We start from the raw sequence: 17,381 nt of genomic DNA, 5'->3' as shown, positions 1-17,381 counted from the left end.
AAGCTTATTTTATTGGTCCTCCAGCTAAAATTTCTTCGTTAGCATAGGCTTCAAACTTCTTAAAGTTGTCTTTAAAGAAAGAAGCTAAGGTTTCTGCTTTTTTATCATAAGCCTCGCCATCACTCCAAGTTTTCTTAGGGTTTAAAACCTCCTTAGGAACATTAGGACATTCTTCCGGCATTTCTAACCCAAAAATATCATGCTGTACAAAAGAAGCATTTTCTAACTTACCTTCTAATGCCGCAGTAATCATAGCGCGTGTATATTTTATTTTCATTCGCGAACCAGTTCCGTAAGGTCCTCCAGTCCAACCGGTATTTACCAACCACACATTTACACCGTTTTCTTTCATTTTTGCACTCAACATTTCTGCATAGCGAGTTGGGTGAAGCGGCATAAATGGCGCTCCAAAACAAGCAGAAAAACTTGGTTGTGGCTCATCGATTCCTGCTTCGGTTCCGGCAACTTTTGCCGTATACCCGCTAATAAAATGGTAAGCTGCTTGACCTGGAGTCAATTTACTTATCGGAGGCAAAACTCCAAAAGCATCGGCGGTTAAAAAGAAAATATTTTTTGGCTTATCAGCAATTGATGGCTGTTGAATATTATTGATATGATAAATCGGATAACTCACCCGTGTATTTTGAGTAATAGAAACATCATCAAAATCTACATCCCCTTTATCATTTAAAATAACATTTTCTAAAATTGCTCCCGGTTTTATTGCTTTATAAATATCGGGCTCATTTTCTTTAGAAAGGTTGATTACTTTAGCATAACAACCGCCTTCAAAATTAAACACTTTATTTTCTTTTGTCCAACCATGTTCATCATCACCGATTAATTTTCTATCAGGATCTGCAGAAAGTGTTGTTTTTCCAGTTCCTGAAAGGCCAAAGAAAATTGCTGTATCTCCTTCTTTACCAACATTTGCTGAGCAATGCATTGGCAAGGTGTTTTTATCTACTGGAAGAATAAAATTTAAGGCAGAAAAAATTCCTTTTTTAATTTCACCGGTATATCCGGTTCCTCCAATTAAAGCAATTTTTTTACTGAAGTTTAAAATGGCAAAATTATGCTGACGTGTTCCGTCTACTTCTGGATCTGCCATAAATCCTGGCGCATTTACAACCAACCATTCTTCTTCAAAATTCTCTAATTCTTTTTCTGTCGGTCTTAAAAACATATTGTGAGCAAACATATTGCTCCAAGGATATTCATTAATCACACGTATGTTTAATCGGTATGCAGGATCTGCACAAGCATAAGCATCACGAACAAATACTTCTTTTTCAGAAAGATAATCAGTTACCTTTTTGTAAAGCTTATCAAACTTTTCACTTTCAAAAGGAATGTTGATATTTCCCCACCAAATTTCATCTTCGGTAACTTCATCTTTTACAATAAAACGATCTTGTGGCGATCTTCCGGTAAATTCTCCGGTTTTTATTGCTAAAGCGCCAGAACTGGCTTCTACGCCTTGTCCTTTTTCAATAGTAATATTATGAAGTTCTTCCGGTGATAATTGGTAGTTGACTGTCGCGTTCTTTATTCCGTAATCTGATAAGGATAACGTATTTGTGGTTTGATTGTTTGCCACCATGAAAAATTTTTAATGTTGTGTTTGTAAAGCAAAAATATAAATAATACCAAAGAAATAACGATTTCAGCGCTATTTTTATTTCATTTTAATCTTCAAAATGTTAATAACTACTATTAGCCAAGCTATAATTAAGAGTGTCCCGCCTAACGGGGTAAGCAAAGCTAGACTTGTAAAATCGAAGTTTGTCAAATTATTTGTTGCTAAACCATAAATAGAACCGGAAAACAAGATTATTCCTGTTAACAACAAATAAAAAAGTATCGTTTTTGTTTTTGTACTAAAAAAAGAAAAACCACCAATCAATAACGCTAAAAAAGCATGATAAAATTGGTAACGCACACCGGTTTCAAAAGTTTGCAAAGCCTCTGCATCGACTAATTTTTCCAAGCCATGGGCACCAAAAGCTCCCAAAATCACAGCTAACAATCCTGCTATACTTCCTAACAACAATAATTTACGATGCATAAATTAAATTTTTAAAAACAATAATAATTTAAGTACTTTGAAAGTAACCCAACAAATTTAATTAACTAAACTTAAGATGCGAAATATTTTAATCATAGGAGCAGGAAAATCAACCTCTTCTTTAATCAAGTATTTAAAAGAAAAAAGTGAAACCGAACAATTGCAATTAACCATTGGCGATTTAAAATTAGAAAACGCTGAAAAATTTGCAGGAGATCATCCTCGCACTAAAGCCATCAGCTTAGATATTTTTGAAGAAAAAGAACGCCAAGAAGCTATAAAATCTGCTGATATTGTCATTTCAATGCTTCCGGCGCGTTTCCATATTGAAGTTGCCAAAGATTGCGTTCAATTCAATAAAAATATGGTCACCGCTTCTTACGTAAGCGAAGCTATGCAGGCGCTTGATGAAAAAGTAAAAGAAAAGGGCTTAACTTTTATGAATGAAATTGGTGTAGATCCAGGGATTGACCATATGAGTGCCATGCAAGTAATCGATAGAATTCGTGAAAAAGGCGGAAAAATGCTTTTGTTTGAATCTTTTACCGGCGGATTGGTTGCTCCTGAAAGCGATACCAATTTATGGAATTACAAATTCACCTGGAATCCAAGAAATGTAGTCGTAGCCGGACAAGGAGGTGCTGCGGAATTTATTCAAGAAGGACAATATAAATACATTCCGTATAACCGCTTATTTAGAAGAACCGAATTTTTAGAAATTGAAGGTTACGGAAGATTTGAAGGTTTAGCCAATAGAAATTCCTTAAAGTACCGCAGTGTTTATGGTTTAGAAAATGTAAAAACATTATACCGTGGAACTTTACGTCGTGTTGGTTTCAGCAAAGCTTGGAATATGTTTGTACAACTCGGTATGACAGATGATACATACAGTATGCAAGACTCTGAAAATATGAGTTATCGCGATTTTGTAAATTCTTTTTTACCTTATTCGCCTACCGATTCTGTAGAATTAAAAATGCGCTACAGTCTAAAAATTGATCAAGATGACGTGATGTGGAATAAGCTGGAAGAATTGGATATTTTTAATCCAAATAAAAAAATCGGACTTAAAAATGCAACGCCAGCGCAAGCGCTTCAGAAAATTTTAGAAGAAAAATGGACGCTCGCTCCTGATGATAAAGATATGATTGTGATGTATCACAAATTTGGATACGAATTAAATGGCGAGAAAAAACAAATCGATTCCACAATGGTTCATATTGGTGAAGATCAAACCTATACTGCAATGGCAAAAACTGTTGGTCTTCCGGTAGCAATTGCCACCATAAAAATATTGAATAAAGAAATTACTACACCCGGTGTTTTACGACCAATTCATAAAGAAGTTTACACGCCTATTTTAAAAGAACTTGCCGAAAACGGTATTGAGTTTAAGGAAAAAGAACGTGAATACTTAGGCTACAACATAGATAATGTAGTAGGCTAGTTTTGTAGTTATTAATTATAAAAAAGAGGCTGTTTAAAAAGGTGAAAAAAGCGTCATTCTGAATTTATTTCAGAATCTCATTTTGCTGAAATACAAACCAGTATGAGAACCTGAATCAAGTTCAGGTTGACAAAAATAGACTTTTTATACAGCCTTTTTTTGCTAATAAAAAGCTGTTTTAATCCCTTCCTAAAAATATTCCGATAAAATAAAGTAGCGTTGCCAGCGAACCAATTGCAGCAACTACATAGGTTCTCGCTGCCCATTTTAATGCATCTTCAGAATGTTTATATTCTTCTGATGTCACAATATTTTCCGTTTTTAGCCAAGCTAGCGCGCGATTACTCGCATCATATTCTACAGGAAGCGTAATAAAGCTGAACAAGGTTCCCATACCGAACATAATAATTCCTCCCAATAAAACCATTTGCCCAACACCGCTCAAAGACATCATCATCAAAAGCAACCCACCAATTATGACAAGATGGCTAAAACGAGAGGCAACACTCACGGCAGGAACCAATGTACTTCTCATTTTTAACCAACCGTAGGCTTTAGCGTGCTGAACCGCGTGACCACACTCATGTGCTGCAACAGCAGCCGCAGCCGCATTTCGTTGATTGTAAACCGATTCACTTAAATTAATCGTTTTTTTAGTCGGATGATAATGATCGGTTAATTGTCCTGGTGTTGAAATTACTTTTACATCGGTAATTCCATGATCTGCCAACATTTTTTCGGCAACTTCTTTCCCGCTCATTCCGTTTTGTAAATGAACTTCTGAATATTTTTTAAATTTACTTTTCAGCTTGTGGCTTACATACCAACTTGCCAACATAATTAGTCCAATAAGCAAATAATATCCCATCATAATTTTTCGTCTTTAATCGTATACTTGAATTGTATAAATCAAAAACCTCGCCATTTCAGCAAGGTTTTATAAAGCGGTTATTTTGTCATTCGTTAGCATGTAGATCGCTACGCTATTAGATATGAGAATTTAGATTAAATGGACACGATTTTTCAGTATTCTTGACTCATATTTTAATAATCTTAATAGAATATCTTTTCTCTTACAGCAAAGCGGTCCTACTTCTTATCTACCCAACAATATTTACAATTTTACCGGGAACAATGATTACTTTTTTCGGTTCGCGGCCGTTGAGTTGCTTTTGAGTACGCTCATCTTCCATCACGATTTTTTCAATTTCATCTTTTGATAGGTCTAACGACAAATCAAGCGTAAAACGCATTTTTCCGTTGAAGGAAATAGGATAGGTTTTCGTGCTTTCTACCAGATGTTTTTCTTCAACTATTGGGAATTCAGCGGTGGAAATACTTTCTGAATGCCCTAATTTGCTCCATAATTCTTCCGCAATGTGTGGCGCATAAGGCGAAATTAAAACAGCTAAGGGTTCTAAAATTTCTCGGCTGTTACATTTTTGTGCAGCTAATTCGTTCACGCAAATCATAAAGGTTGAAACCGACGTATTAAAACTGAATTCTTCAATATCTTCAGTTACTTTTTTAATGGTTTTGTGTAGTGTTTTTAACGATTCTTTGCTTGCCTCAGTATCGGTTACCGAAAACTGTTCTTCCCCTTCGGAGGAGTTAGAGGGGGAATGGTAAAGTTTCCACAGCTTTTTCAAGAAATTATAAACACCCGTAATTCCTGCAGTATTCCAAGGTTTTGCTTGTTCTATCGGCCCGAGGAACATTTCATACATTCGCAAGGTATCGGCGCCATATTCATTACAAATATCATCGGGATTAACGACATTGTATTTTGATTTCGACATTTTTTCAACTTCTCTCTCAACAGTATACTCACCATCTTCTTCGATCATAAACTCCGAATTTCTAAACTCAGGAAGCCATTCTTTAAAGCCTTCAATATCTAATTCATTAGAGGTGTTGACTAAAGAAACATCGGCGTGAATCCTTAAAACAGAGAATGATAATTTATTTGGATCAAAACCATATCTCAATATAGTTTCTATCTCACTTTTATTCAATCTAATGCAGTCAGAAACTAGATATCCGTTATCGCCTTTTTCATTTTCTTTTAAAAGAGGGTATGAAATGAATCTTTGTTTAAAAATTTGTTTATACAGATCATGTAATTCTGTTTTCTTGACAAACTCGTCATCTAAGTTTAGCCCTAAATCATCAAAAGGATACAATAATCCAGAAATCCTGTAAACAAAAGCACTTTCACCCAAAATCATGCCTTGATTAATCAGCTTTTTAAAGGGTTCTTCTACAGGTACCAATCCGCGGTCTTTTAAAAACTTGGTCCAAAAACGCGAGTATAATAAGTGACCGGTTGCGTGCTCGCTTCCGCCTAAATATAAATCTACATTTTCCCAATACTTCATCGCTTCCGCGGAAGCAAAAACTTCATCGCGCTTTTCATCTTCCATATAGCGGAAAAAATACCAAGAACTTCCCGCCCAACCCGGCATCGTGTTTAATTCTAACGGATAAACTTCAGGATGAGATTCCGAGTCAAGTTCGGAAGTACGTTCAGTTTCGTCATGCTGAACTTGATTCAGCATCGCATTAGAAACCACTTTATTATTTTTTGCATCCCACGCCCAAACATCAGCTCTTCCTAATGGCGGTTCACCTTCTTCGGTAGGTAAATATTTTTCGACTTCCGGTAATTGGAGCGGCAAATATTTTTCGTCGATCATTTTTGGCATTCCGTTTACGTAATATACCGGAAACGGTTCGCCCCAATAACGCTGGCGACTAAAAACGGCGTCGCGTAATCTATAATTAGTTTTTCCTTTTCCCTGACCAATTTTTTCTAATTCATAAATTGCCGTTTTCAAGGCTTTTTTATACGGAAGATCATTTAAAAAATCTGAATTTGCGATCACTGTTCCTTCTTTTCCGGCATGCGCTTCTTCAGAAATATCGACATCTTTAAAAATGTTTTTTATCGGAATATTAAAATGTTTCGCAAAATCGTAATCACGCTGATCGCCACACGGTACAGCCATTACCGCGCCGGTTCCGTAGCTCGCTAAAACGTAGTCGCCAATCCAAATCGGCACTGGTTCTTTGGTAAATGGATGCTCAGCATACGCGCCGGTAAAAACGCCGGTAATGCTTTTTACATCGGCCATTCGGTCACGCTCGCTGCGTTTTGCAGTGGCTTCAATATAATTTTCAACAGCTTCTTTCTGTTCTGGAGTTGTTAGTTGCGACACCAATTCATGTTCCGGCGCCAAGGTCATAAACGTAACACCAAAAATAGTATCGGGGCGGGTGGTGAATACGGAAATACGAGGATGGGATTCCGAATCAAGTTCGGAATGACGCGTGTCACCCTGAACTTGTTTCAGGGTCTCATCGTACAAATTGAAATGGACCGTAGCTCCTTTCGATTTACCTATCCAATTTCTTTGAATATCTTTTAAAGATTCTGACCAATCGAGTTCTTCTGAGTTATAATCAATACCATTTAGCAAACGTTCTGCATAGGCAGAAATTCGCATACTCCATTGCTTCATTTTTTTTCGAACTACAGGATAACCTCCACGTTCAGAAACGCCGTTTACAATTTCATCGTTCGCTAAAACAGTTCCTAATTGCGGACACCAATTTACTTCGGTTTCAGCTAAATAAGTTAAGCGATATTTTAATAAAATTTCTTGTTGTTCTTTTTCAGAAAATGCGTTCCACGCTTCCGCAGAAAATTCAGCTACATCATCATCGCAAGCAGCATTAATTGTTGTATTTCCTTCTTCAGCAAAAACATCTTTTAGTTCAGTAATCGGTCGAGCTTGTTGTGAATCGTTGCAGTAATACGATTCAAAAAGTTGAATAAAAATCCACTGCGTCCATTTGTAATAATGAGGATCGCTGGTGCGAACTTCTCGGCTCCAATCAAATGAAAATCCTATTTTATCAAGTTGTTCTCGATAGCGTTTCACATTTGTTTTGGTGGTAATTGCAGGATGTTGACCGGTTTGTATCGCGTATTGTTCTGCGGGCAATCCAAACGAATCGTAACCTTGTGGATGCAATACATTAAAACCTTGATGTCTTTTGTAACGCGCTACAATATCGCTGGCGATATAACCGAGCGGATGCCCAACATGCAAGCCGGCTCCCGATGGATACGGAAACATATCGAGTACATAAAATTTCTCTTTGTCGCTTTTGTTCGAGGCTTTAAAAGTTTGGTTTTCTGCCCAATATTGTTGCCATTTGGCTTCTATCTGCTTAAAATTGTAGCTCATTTTCTGTTTTTTTCGTAGTTACGAATGCTGAAATTTGATTCGCAAAAGTACTATTAATGTACGAAAGTGAAAAGTTTAGACGTTTTAAAGAAAAGAGTTCAGATTACTTTATTATTTTTACAAAAAATCACACGCGCTTTTTATGAGTTCTTCTTTTGAGAGATATCAGAAAAGACGGTTAATTTCGTCTTATTTTTCGGTTGTTATTAGTATTTCGCTTGTCCTTTTTTTATTAGGATTGCTAGGGCTTTTGGTGTTGAATACCAAAAAAGTTGCCGATCATTTTAAGGAGCAAATTGCTTTAACCATTTACCTAAAAGATACCGCGAAAGAAGTAGAAATTAATCAGCTTCAAAAAAGTTTAACTTTAGCCGAATATACCAAAAGCACTAATTTTGTATCTAAAGAGGAAGCTGCCAAAGCACACAGCGAAGAAATTGGCGAAGATTTTATGGACTTTTTAGGCTATAATCCGTTACAAAATTCGATTGATGTTTATTTTAATGCCGATTATGTTTCTGAAGTTCAAATTGCAGAAATTTCGCGCGATCTAACTGAAAAAGATTTTATTGATGAAGTCATTTATGACAAACCGCTTATTGCTTTGTTGAATGATAACGTAAAACGAATTAGTTTTTGGATTCTGGTGGTAAGCGGAATTTTCACATTTATCGCTGTTTTATTGATCAACAGTTCTATTAGGCTTTCAGTTTATTCTAAGCGATTTACCATAAAAACCATGCAAATGGTGGGCGCTACAAAAGGATTTATCAGACGTCCATTTATTTGGAAAAGCATAAAATTAGGAATGATTGGTGCAATTTTAGCTTTAGCGGGAATGGCAGGTGTTTTATATTACATCAATAAAAGTTTTCCGGAGCTTGAACTTTTAAAAAATCAAGTGCTATTAGCGGGATTATTTGGTGCAGTATTTTTAACGGGAATTATTATTTCTTGGTTCAGCACCTTTTTTGCAACGCAACGTTTTTTAAATTTAAAGACTGATGAACTTTATTATTAGAATATTTTTAATCGCGCTTATTTTTCAATGACGAGTTGTAGTGGTTTTTTCTCGCCAACGTTAGAAAACACCAAAAAAATAACGATTAAACTTAAAGGAGCAGGAACTACGTCTTCAGAAAACAATAATGATGTTCTTATTTTTGCTGAAGATTTAAAAGTATACACTATTGAAGATGGTCAAAAAAATATTGACATTAAAATTCTGAATAATTATCAAGGAGAAAAAGTAGATATTTACCTTCCAAAAATGTGGTTTAATCAAGTAGGCAACAGAATTGCTCAGGTTTCTGTAAATGATAGTATTTTATATACTGAATTGAAATAGAATTTAAAAATGGGAGAACAAAAAAGAAAACAAGAAGTTAAGCAAAAAAACGAACCTTATTTTATTTTTGAAAAGAAGAACTTTAAGGTCATGCTAATTGGTTTAGCTGTAATTGCATTAGGCTTTATATTAATGGCAGGCGGCGGTAGCGATGATCCTGAAGTTTTTAACCCAGAAATTTATAGCTGGCGAAGAATTAGACTTGCTCCAATGCTTGTATTATTAGGTTTTGGTATTGAAGTTTACGCTATTCTCTTAAATCCTGCTAAGAAAAAATAATGGAGATTTTAGACGCCCTATTATTGGGGATAATTCAAGGGTTAACCGAATTTCTACCCGTTTCTTCCAGCGGTCATTTAGAATTAGGAAAAGCCATTTTAGGCGACACCAGTGTTCCAGAAGAATCACTCCTTTTTACTGTTGTCTTGCATTTTGCCACCGCATTAAGTACCATTGTCATTTTTAGAAAAGATATTTGGGAAATTTTACGCGGATTGCTTCAATTTAAATGGAATGAAGAAACCAAATTTTCGCTGAAAATCATTATTTCTATGATTCCCGCGGCACTTATTGGTTTGTTTTTTGAAGAAGAATTAGAGCAACTTTTTGGCGGAAGCATCATGCTTGTCGGTTTTATGCTCATCATTACTGCCTTACTTTTGTGGTTGGCCGATAAAGCAAAAAACACAGCAAAAAAAGTAAGTTATTCCAACGCTTTTGTCATCGGGATTTCACAAGCAATTGCCATGCTTCCGGGAATTTCCAGAAGTGGCGCTACAATTTCAACCTCTGTTTTACTAGGCAACGATAAAACCAAAGCCGCGCGTTTTTCATTTTTAATGGTCGTTCCGCTTATTTTAGGAAAAATCGCTAAGGATTTACTAAGCGGGGAATTAACACATACCGGCAATACCACAAGTTTAGCTATTGGTTTTGTAGCCGCATTTATTTCTGGTCTTTTTGCTTGTACCTGGATGATTTCTCTCGTCAAGAAAAGTAAATTAAGATACTTTGCTATTTACTGTCTAATAGTTGGTATCATAGCCATTATTGTAAGTTATTACTCTTAAAATAGTCATATAAAAACCCGCAAAAGATATTTGCGGGTTTTATGATTTGAACTAAGTTTTTAATTAATTTACTGTAGGTTTTGAAATCTCAGTATTACTTTTTACAACTACAAAAGTAGAAATCGCATAAAAAGCACCGTCTCCTGTACCATCAGAAGTCCAAGGCTCAAACTTGTATTCAAATTCTATGGTTTCACCCGACATTGAAGAGTCAAAATTATTGATTCGAACTGGAACTTCCATCCCAGGACACCAACCAGCACGATCTGGTTGCCAATTTCCAGCTTGTGGACTTACAGGATTTTGACTACACCCAATAGCATCCATATCGTGAGTAAATGTTTCTACCCCATTTACATATATATGATGTGTTCTAAAACACCATTCTGCACAACGTCTATTTCCTGAATCTGCTGGAGTAGCATGTCCCCATCCTGAGATTATACTACGTAAATGTGTTGCTTCTGTATTATCAGGAAAATTAATATTTTTGGTTAAATCAAATTCATTTTCATCATAATTTACACCATAAGGAACACCTTCTAGCGAATTTTTATTATACTCTATTACACGAGCAATGTTATAATATTTATAATCAGCGTAACCTTCTGTATAGTCAAACTCTAAAGAAACGCTCCAACCTGGATTCACCCAAGTTTCTGCATAAACTCTTAACTCAACCTCTCCCTCTAATAAAGATTTAAAATCAGTTACATCTACAGGAAAACCTCTTTCTAATTGATGATTATCGACTCCATATGGAGTAATATAACGTCCCATTTCATACCATAAACCAGAAGAAGGATCTTTAACTTGAACGTGTGCAAACCTATCCCAAGCATCACAACCTCCTGAAGGACAATTTAAACGGATATACATCATTATATTCTTGGTGCGCGAAACATCTTCTTGCAAAGTGAATGATTGCGCTGAAGCTTGATTATGATCATTCCCAAAAGCTAAATGTTCATTTTCAAAAGCTTGATAAGTATTTATTGTCCTAACTCCTGTTCCTTTTAAATCGATGTTGATAGTATTAATATTAGCATTTGCAATTGCTAAACTCCCCGTTTGCTCTCCTTCTTCTGTTGGGGCAAACTGAATATACAGATTTTGTTCAGCGACAATATTCTCTTCTGTTAGCTCTAGCTCACTATCAAATGTTTCTCCATCAATAGAGATTTTATAATTTCCTGATGTATTTATAGATGTTATTCCCGCTATGCTTGCAGTTTTTATATAGATTTGCTGTTCAGCTAAATGACCTATAGAAACCTCTCCAAAATCAGTGATTTCACCATCAACATTTAAACTCGGATTTGAAGTTTGTGGTTCTTCTGAAGTTTCATCGTCGCTACAACTTAAAATTAAAAAAGGCGATGTAAAGCAAAAAGCAATTAATAAATTGCGTAAGTATATTGTTTTCATATTAAAATGTTAAAAATTTAACGGTAAAGTTAACTAAAAGTATTCTTGAAGGCAAAAAATATATTAGTCTCCTTTTATTATATTATTTCAAGATTAGTTTTGAAGAAAAGCACTTAAAAAATTACCTTCGCTTAAAATTTAGTGTTCATGACTCAGTTTACCGCAGAAGATTTTAAAAACGGACAAATTTTAGTATTTGATAAACCTTTAGAGTGGACTTCCTTTCAATTGGTAAATAAAGTGCGTTGGTTAATTAGAAAAAACTGTGGCATCAAGAAAATAAAAGTCGGTCACGCCGGAACTTTAGATCCGTTAGCAACCGGTATTTTAGTGATTTGTACCGGAAAATTCACTAAAAAAATCCCAGAACTCCAAGGGCAAGAAAAAGAATACACGGGCACATTTACTTTTGGAGAAACCACGCCATCTTACGATTTAGAGACCGAAGTCGATAAAACTTTTCCTACAGAACATTTAACCGAAGAAAAAATAAAAAAAGCTACCGCACAATTTACAGGAGAAATTGAGCAATATCCACCAGTTTTTTCAGCTTTAAAAAAAGACGGTAAACGTTTGTATGAATATGCCAGAAAAGGCAAAGAGGTGAAAATTGATCCGCGAAAAGTTACGATTTCTTCTTTCGAGTTAACTCAAATTCAACTTCCAAAAGTTGACTTTAAAGTGACTTGCAGTAAAGGAACTTACATTAGAAGTTTGGCACACGATTTTGGAAAAGCACTAGAAAGTGGCGCACATTTATCCGCATTAAGAAGAACAAAAAGTGGCAATTTTCATATAGAAAACGCTTTAGATTTAGAAACCTTTATCGAGATGTTACCTAAGAAAGAAAGTTAAATTTAAAAACGTTTTCCTAAACTAATTCCTAAACGAGGAAAAGCTTCAATAGTTTCATCATTAAAAAGTCTACCTACCCGGCATAAATTTCACCGCTAAATCCATTTCTAGCTAAAAGTTTAAAACCTACTGCAAGCCCAAACCAAAACTGGTGAATTTATTTTTCTAATAATGCTATAATATCTTTTACAATGGTTTGTCCTTTATCTTTGTTATACCAGCGTTGTAACTCTTCCTTAAATTCAGGTGTAATTGTGCCGTACTCTTTTTTATATGCCTCTACCATTTTTGTAGCGGTTGAAGGTCGCGGGCCCCAATTACCAATTACCGTTTTTGTCTCTGGTTTATATATAATTAGTTTAGGAATAGACTTGCCTCCATTTGTCAAAAACTGATTCATTAGCTCATCGTGAGAATCTTGAAGTACAATTTTTAAATCGATGTTATCATTTAATTCTGCTAATTTATTCAACACTGGTAAAGCGTGCGCCGCATCGCCACACCAACCTTCAGAAATAACTAGCCAGTAAACCTCTTCTGAATAATTTTCTATTTTTTTAATTTGATCAGAACTCAATTTTAAGGTTTTATCCCAACGTTTCATTCGACGTTCATTCAGTTTAGAATATTCCGTTAGAATTGGTGTTTGTATTTTGGCTGTAGACTCATTTTGAGCAAGTAATTCTGAAACCAAATTTTTATATTCTTGGTATGAGTATGCTTCAACTAAACTCTTTTCAATCAACTTACTTAAAGGCAATGTTTCCATAGTATTAATTTACTGTAAAGGGCGATAAAGCCAAAAAAAACTTTCTATTTTAGACATCAAATATAAGATAATTATGCCGAAGAAAAGATGTGGCTGGTGTGAAGGAGACGATCTTTATGAAAGCTATCATGACCAAGAATGGGGCGTTCCTGTTTACGATGATAAAACCTTGTTTGAATTTTTACTGCTCGAAACTTTTCAAGCCGGTTTAAGTTGGATTACCATTCTACGTAAAAGAGAAAATTTCAGAAAGGCTTTTAGTGATTTTAATTATGAAAAAATTGCTGTTTATTCTGAAGAAAAAATTCAGAAATTACTGACTGATAAAGGAATTATCAGAAACAAATTAAAAGTAAAATCGGCAGTCACCAATGCAAAAGCTTTTATAGAAATACAGCAAGAATTTGGAAGTTTCAGTAAATTTATATGGGCTTTTGTAGATGAAAAACCAATTCAACATACTATAAAGGATTATAAAAAAGCACCTGCTACTTCAGCAATAAGTGACAAAATTAGTAAAGAATTAAAAACAAGAGGATTTAAGTTTACGGGTTCTACTGTAATTTATGCATTTATGCAAGCCACCGGTATGGTAAACGATCATGAAGTTAGTTGTTTTCGTCAGCAAGAACTACGTTAAAGATATTTTTAAGTTATGAAAAAGTTAATTTTTATACTGTTTTTTTTAATTAGTTTGAGTACTATTGCACAGCAAAAAAAATCGGAAAAAGAAGAACGGATTTCTAAAGAGGAAATGCCTCAAAAAGCACTTTTGTTTCTAAGAAATTTTGAAAACAATAAGACAAAAAAGAATCGGTTTTATTTTGAAATTGACAGCGAAAAAAAAGGTTACGAAGCAAAATTTAAAATAGCTTCTTTCCTTTATAGTGTAGAGTTTGGTGAAAAAGGAAACTTACAAGACATTGAAATTGTTAAAGATTTTGACAGTATTAATCCTTTAGCTAAAAAAACAATCCAAACGTATTTTAAAGAAAACTACGCTAAGTTTAATGTAGAAAAGGTACAGTTGCAATTTAAAAAACAACGTACTGAAACTGAAAAAGAAACTTACAATCGCGCCATCAATCACAGACGAAATAAGCCTGACTATTATGAGTTTATTGTAAAAGTTAAAATTCAAAAAGAACGTAAACGTTTAGAAATTTTGTTTGATTCTTCCGGTAATTTCAAAAAACAAAGAGAAATAGCGGAGAGTTCTTATGATTACTTTATGTACTAAAAAAACAAGCGTACTATTTTTTATCATTGCTTTTATTTGCGTTTCAGCTTCTGCCCAAGAAGATTTGAGAATGTTGATTAATCCGGCGGTTAATATTAAAGTGAAAAACGATACGCCTTGGTCCTATAAATTTGGAGTTGCAAATAGAGAGGTTATTTATAGAAATAATCAGTTTGATCCGGCAGTTCGGTTTTTAGAGTTTTCGCATTTTACCAGTCGAGAAGTTGGTCTTTATGGTAAACTTAGTGCCGGTGTTCGGTACCGTTTTATTGAAATGTTTCCTGAAGGTTTTCACAATGAACTCCGTTTTATAGAAGAATATACACACTCTAAAAAAGTAGGTGTTTATAAAATATCACATCGCTTTAGATTAGCTCAACGTTTTAAAAGCATAACCGTTTATAGAGGTCGATATCGTGTTGCTGTAGAATTTCCACTTAACGGTTTGCGTACAGATAATCGTGAGTTATCCATGGAAATCAATACAGAAACGGTGTGGGAAATGGCTAACAATTTTAGACCTACACTAGGACAGCGTTTTACTACAGCATTCGACTACAATTTTTCTGAAGCGGTAAAAGTAAATTTTGGTCTAGAATATCGTTACCGAAATTACACGGGAAGATTTCCTTACACCCAACTTTTTTTCTTAAGTGGATTAAGTATCACTTTATAAATAGCTTAAAAATTCTGCTCTTGAAACTTCCTGTGCACCTAACCGTTCTAAATGTTGCGTATAAACTTGGCAGTCTATTAATTTTACATGTTCTTTTTTAAGCTTTTGTACTAAACTGATAAATCCATACTTTGAAGCATTACTTATTTTAGCGAACATACTTTCGCCACAAAATACTTGTTTCTCTCTCAAATAAATTCCGTAAAGCCCACCAACCAGCACTTCCTCTTGCCAAACTTCTACAGAAGTTGCAACACCCAATTTATGCAAGGCAATGTATGCCTTAATCATTTCTTCAGTTATCCAAGTTCCTTGCTGGCCTTCTCTTTTAATTTGTGCACACTGCTTTATTACCTCCTCAAAATTTTGATTATAAGTCACTGAAAAAGCTTCATTTCTAAACAGTTTTCTCATGCTTTTTGAAATCTTTATATTTTCAGGAAAAAGTACCATTCTAGGATCTGGACTCCACCATAAAATAGGTTGCCCTTTTTCATACCAAGGAAAAATACCCGATTGATAAGCAGTAATTAACCGCTGCTCAGACAAATCTCCACCAACAGCTAACAAGCCGTCAACGTCAGCAAGATTAGGACTTGGAAACTCATCATTAGGTTGTAAAAAATACATTTATCTGACCGCTAAGTATTTACAATAAAAACAATGGTTGATTTTATTGTATTTTAAGAAAATTTTAATGATATTTGATATTCCTTTATCGACATAAATTTTGTTCATCATTGCTTTTTTAGAATATCGTTAAAGGATTAGCTTAATAGCATAATACTAAAATCCGACCTTTTTATGGGTCGGATTTTTTTGTTTTACTCTTCTTTCTATTCTAAAAAGGTAAATCATCATGGTCTTCATCATTAAAATCTGATGCAGGTTCAAATTGATCTGCTGCTGGCGGCGGTGGCGTACTTCCTTGTGGAGCGCCAGCTTGTAAATTCTCTATACGCCAACCCTGAATAGAATTAAAATATTTAGTTTCTCCTTGAGGACTTACCCATTCTCTACCTCGTAAATTAATTCCTATTTTTACGCTTTGCCCTACTTGATAATTATTCAATAAATCACATTTATCTTGAATAAATTCAACTAAAATATGCTGCGGATATTGTTCTTCTGTTGTAACAACTACCTCACGTTTACGAAAACCGTTGTTTCCATAAGTCTTAGTTTCATCTATCTTCTTAATCTTCCCTTGTAACTCCATAATTCTTTTCGTTTATCGTTTTTATTTTTTTGCCAATAACAATTTCCAAGCGCTATCAACATCGTCTTTCTTTAAGTATTCTTGTGCTATCGCATGGATTTTATCAGCAGAACTTTCTTTAATAAAGTCTTGTAATTTATTATTGGTAATGTATGTTTTCACCTCCTCGGTTAGTGGCAGTTCTTCCACGTTTCCTAATTTTCCTAAATCGTTTCCGGTTAATACCGTACTTTCTTTTATATTTAAAGGAATGTTGTCTATTCCCATTCCCATTGTTGAAATAGGCTTTGGTACTTCAAACATCCCCATGTTGGCTCTAGAATACCAACCGCCACCCATACGAGCTACTTGATCTAATTTCTCTTGATCAATTTTCTGGTTTTCATCTAAAACTGCTTCGTTAATGTGCATTTTTATAACTTCACAAACTACCAAGCTTCCTGCTCCGCCTTCTTCTCCTAAACCTACAATTTGATTTACTTTACATTCAAACTGTACTGGAGATTCTTTTACTCGAAACGGTTCGATTAATTCAGATTTCTCCATGGTTAAACCAGCTTTATCAAACTCATTTACCCCATCACCATATTCAGTACTTGATAGTGACATTTGCTGAACAATATCATAATTTACAATATTGATTACCACTTCTTTTGTTGCCTGAACATTTTGCAAAGTATGTTTTTCTGAATTATCTCTAATTCTTCTTACAGGAGAAAATACAAGAATAGGCGGTTTTGCACTAAACATATTAAAAAAACTAAAAGGCGATAAATTTGGCTCTCCTTTTTTATTTATAGTACTTGCAAACGCAATAGGCCTTGGCCCAATACTACTCACCATTAACCCGTAAAGTTTTTGGGTAGGAATTTCTTTAGGATCTATTGAATACATTGATTTTTAATTTTCACAAAGATAACTATTCCTTTAAGGAATGAAAAGTTAGAAAACCATAATATTTTAGCTCAAAAATATTTATCTTTAAACGCAATAATTTCATCACTTGCC

At 34.7% G+C, this 17,381-nt stretch carries 18 protein-coding genes; 9 read left to right on the top strand and 9 right to left on the bottom strand.

The window, feature by feature from the left end:
• Positions 1-4: 4 nt before the first annotated feature.
• Together pckA and D9R05_RS09385 are read right to left on the bottom strand one after the other, a co-directional pair.
• Complete coding sequence (gene pckA / locus D9R05_RS09390; RefSeq protein WP_121666973.1) at positions 5-1,603, bottom strand: phosphoenolpyruvate carboxykinase (ATP); 1,599 nt, start codon at positions 1,601-1,603, stop codon at positions 5-7.
• 75 nt (positions 1,604-1,678) lie between these two features.
• Positions 1,679-2,068 carry a DUF423 domain-containing protein gene (locus D9R05_RS09385; protein ID WP_121666972.1) on the bottom strand — a complete coding sequence of 130 codons (390 nt, stop codon included), beginning with the start codon at positions 2,066-2,068 and terminating at the stop codon, positions 1,679-1,681.
• Between the two features lie 76 nt (positions 2,069-2,144).
• Between D9R05_RS09385 and D9R05_RS09380 the strand changes: the two genes are divergently transcribed.
• A complete protein-coding gene (locus D9R05_RS09380; protein WP_121666971.1) occupies positions 2,145-3,515 on the top strand; it encodes a saccharopine dehydrogenase family protein in 1,371 nt (456 codons plus the stop codon).
• 178 nt (positions 3,516-3,693) lie between these two features.
• On the opposite strand, the gene D9R05_RS09375 is transcribed toward D9R05_RS09380, so the two are convergent.
• Together D9R05_RS09375 and D9R05_RS09370 are read right to left on the bottom strand one after the other, a co-directional pair.
• Entirely contained in the window at positions 3,694-4,386 is a 693-nt protein-coding gene (locus D9R05_RS09375) for a zinc metallopeptidase (RefSeq protein ID WP_121666970.1), read from the bottom strand.
• A 229-nt stretch (positions 4,387-4,615) separates the two neighbouring features.
• Positions 4,616-7,768: a leucine--tRNA ligase gene (locus tag D9R05_RS09370; RefSeq protein ID WP_121666969.1), complete on the bottom strand. Its 3,153-nt coding sequence runs from the start codon at positions 7,766-7,768 to the stop codon at positions 4,616-4,618.
• Positions 7,769-7,910: 142 nt separating this feature from the next.
• On the opposite strand from D9R05_RS09370, the gene D9R05_RS09365 reads away from it, so the two are divergent.
• The 4 genes from D9R05_RS09365 to D9R05_RS09350 are packed head-to-tail and all read left to right on the top strand — an operon-like array spanning position 7,911 to position 10,186.
• A complete protein-coding gene (locus D9R05_RS09365) occupies positions 7,911-8,789 on the top strand; it encodes a cell division protein FtsX (RefSeq protein WP_121666968.1) in 879 nt (292 codons plus the stop codon).
• 27 nt (positions 8,790-8,816) lie between these two features.
• The gene (locus D9R05_RS09360; protein ID WP_121666967.1) at positions 8,817-9,116 is read left to right on the top strand and encodes a hypothetical protein; all 300 of its coding nucleotides are present in this window, start codon (positions 8,817-8,819) and stop codon (positions 9,114-9,116) included.
• Between the two features lie 9 nt (positions 9,117-9,125).
• Complete coding sequence (locus tag D9R05_RS09355) at positions 9,126-9,395, top strand: DUF3098 domain-containing protein (protein ID WP_121666966.1); 270 nt, start codon at positions 9,126-9,128, stop codon at positions 9,393-9,395.
• Complete coding sequence (locus D9R05_RS09350) at positions 9,395-10,186, top strand: undecaprenyl-diphosphate phosphatase (protein WP_121666965.1); 792 nt, start codon at positions 9,395-9,397, stop codon at positions 10,184-10,186. The genes D9R05_RS09355 and D9R05_RS09350 overlap by 1 nt, the downstream gene beginning before the upstream one ends.
• Before the next feature lie 63 nt (positions 10,187-10,249).
• On the opposite strand, the gene D9R05_RS09345 is transcribed toward D9R05_RS09350, so the two are convergent.
• The gene (locus D9R05_RS09345) at positions 10,250-11,614 is read right to left on the bottom strand and encodes a peptide-N-glycosidase F-related protein (RefSeq protein ID WP_121666964.1); all 1,365 of its coding nucleotides are present in this window, start codon (positions 11,612-11,614) and stop codon (positions 10,250-10,252) included.
• A 147-nt stretch (positions 11,615-11,761) separates the two neighbouring features.
• Between D9R05_RS09345 and truB the strand changes: the two genes are divergently transcribed.
• Positions 11,762-12,469: a tRNA pseudouridine(55) synthase TruB gene (truB, locus tag D9R05_RS09340; protein WP_121666963.1), complete on the top strand. Its 708-nt coding sequence runs from the start codon at positions 11,762-11,764 to the stop codon at positions 12,467-12,469.
• 157 nt (positions 12,470-12,626) lie between these two features.
• Here the strand turns inward: truB and D9R05_RS09335 are convergent, their stop codons facing one another.
• Entirely contained in the window at positions 12,627-13,238 is a 612-nt protein-coding gene (locus D9R05_RS09335; protein WP_121666962.1) for a thioredoxin family protein, read from the bottom strand.
• 73 nt (positions 13,239-13,311) lie between these two features.
• On the opposite strand from D9R05_RS09335, the gene D9R05_RS09330 reads away from it, so the two are divergent.
• From D9R05_RS09330 to D9R05_RS09320, 3 genes are read left to right on the top strand one after another with little or no spacing between them, the layout of a single operon-like run.
• Positions 13,312-13,878, top strand: a complete 567-nt coding sequence (locus tag D9R05_RS09330; protein WP_121666961.1) for a DNA-3-methyladenine glycosylase I — start codon at positions 13,312-13,314, stop codon at positions 13,876-13,878.
• Between the two features lie 15 nt (positions 13,879-13,893).
• The gene (locus tag D9R05_RS09325; RefSeq protein ID WP_121666960.1) at positions 13,894-14,478 is read left to right on the top strand and encodes a hypothetical protein; all 585 of its coding nucleotides are present in this window, start codon (positions 13,894-13,896) and stop codon (positions 14,476-14,478) included.
• Positions 14,459-15,154, top strand: a complete 696-nt coding sequence (locus D9R05_RS09320) for a DUF2490 domain-containing protein (RefSeq protein WP_121666959.1) — start codon at positions 14,459-14,461, stop codon at positions 15,152-15,154. Before D9R05_RS09325 ends, D9R05_RS09320 begins: the two co-directional genes overlap by 20 nt.
• On the opposite strand, the gene aat is transcribed toward D9R05_RS09320, so the two are convergent.
• The 3 genes from aat to D9R05_RS09305 form a co-directional block, all read right to left on the bottom strand.
• Positions 15,149-15,784 carry a leucyl/phenylalanyl-tRNA--protein transferase gene (gene aat / locus D9R05_RS09315; protein WP_121666958.1) on the bottom strand — a complete coding sequence of 212 codons (636 nt, stop codon included), beginning with the start codon at positions 15,782-15,784 and terminating at the stop codon, positions 15,149-15,151. The genes D9R05_RS09320 and aat overlap by 6 nt on opposite strands.
• Before the next feature lie 211 nt (positions 15,785-15,995).
• Positions 15,996-16,373 carry a DUF3127 domain-containing protein gene (locus D9R05_RS09310; protein WP_121666957.1) on the bottom strand — a complete coding sequence of 126 codons (378 nt, stop codon included), beginning with the start codon at positions 16,371-16,373 and terminating at the stop codon, positions 15,996-15,998.
• 21 nt (positions 16,374-16,394) lie between these two features.
• Complete coding sequence (locus D9R05_RS09305; RefSeq protein ID WP_121666956.1) at positions 16,395-17,267, bottom strand: flavin reductase family protein; 873 nt, start codon at positions 17,265-17,267, stop codon at positions 16,395-16,397.
• Between the last annotated feature and the right edge of the window lie 114 nt (positions 17,268-17,381).

It is taken from the genome of Mesonia aquimarina (assembly GCF_003667275.1).
Lineage (GTDB): Bacteria > Bacteroidota > Bacteroidia > Flavobacteriales > Flavobacteriaceae > Mesonia > Mesonia aquimarina.
The sequence above is the reverse complement of the archived record's forward strand: the minus strand, read 5'-3'. Positions and strand labels throughout refer to the sequence as shown.